Below are 1,062 nucleotides of genomic sequence, written 5' to 3' on the forward strand. Positions count from 1 at the left end.
CACGAAGCATTTGCGTATACAGCGGTTTGCAGCCGGATGAACTATAGCGGATTGCAGCCGCATGAGGTACACCTTGGCAGCAGTGTGCGGGCAGCATTAATGCTGCCGCTACACAAAAGGCGCCTTTTGGCTTTCCCTCACACGAAAAGCAATCCGCTGTAAAACTGCTTTTGTGTGGCATTCCGCTACACAAAAGTCGCCCAATGGCTATACAACACCCTTGTGGCAAACCGCTCTCCACACCCTGACTTTCCCTAAAAATATCGTCGCAAATGCTACGTCCCTACAGATATAGCAGTCGCACTAGCTGTGAGGACAAATTGGTGCAGTGTCACCAAAAGTACCGTATTCTCAACGTTAATCCTTCCATGCTGTGTAAATCGACTTTTGCACGCACATTACTATACACCCAACGACTGAGTTGGTTGCACAAACCAGGTCACACCAAGGTGGCGGGAGTGCTGACGATCGACGTGAAAGTATCTGAGGGAAGCGGATCAGACCAGATTAACCCCCCAAACCCCTTGCTGCCGGAGTCGGGCAAAACCACCTGACCCACCTGTTGCAAAGTTCCCAGATTGTAGGCTGTGACTTGCTTGTCGGAGATGGCATACAGATCGTCCCCGATGCGCAGGCTGCGTCGAATCGGCTCGCCTTCGTGTTTGATATCTCCTAGCACGGTTAAACCGTCCACCCCATCGACGTGGAACACCCGCAGCGCTTGAGAGTTCCAACTTTTCTGGAACGGAATCGCCAGGATGTCAGAGCCAGGAAAATAACTGACCGCGTGGTGGTCCCACTGGGCTTCTGAGCTAGTGTATTGGCCTTCAAACAAGAAACTCTCCACCTCTTTCGGATTCTTGATATCCGTCACGTCGAACAGCGAAACTTTCAGTGTACGCATACGAGTCAACGGGTCGGTATCCTGACCGATGCCCAATACCAGCTGCTTGCCTGAGCTCTCAATCACCTGAAGGTACTGGGAAAAGCCGGGCAGTTTCAACTCGCCAGCCAGCTGGGGATTGGTCGGCTGCCTCAAGTCCAGCGTGAAAAACGGATCGA

At 52.4% G+C, this 1,062-nt stretch carries 1 protein-coding gene; it reads right to left on the reverse strand.

Annotated elements, in window-relative coordinates; all coding sequences use genetic code 11:
• Nucleotides 1-439: 439 nt before the first annotated feature.
• A partial coding sequence (locus MiSe_RS49255) for a beta-propeller domain-containing protein (RefSeq protein WP_226594880.1) occupies nucleotides 440-1,062 on the reverse strand: 623 nt, incomplete at its 5' end.

Source organism: Microseira wollei NIES-4236, from assembly GCF_020521235.1.
Classification (GTDB): domain Bacteria; phylum Cyanobacteriota; class Cyanobacteriia; order Cyanobacteriales; family Aerosakkonemataceae; genus Microseira; species Microseira wollei.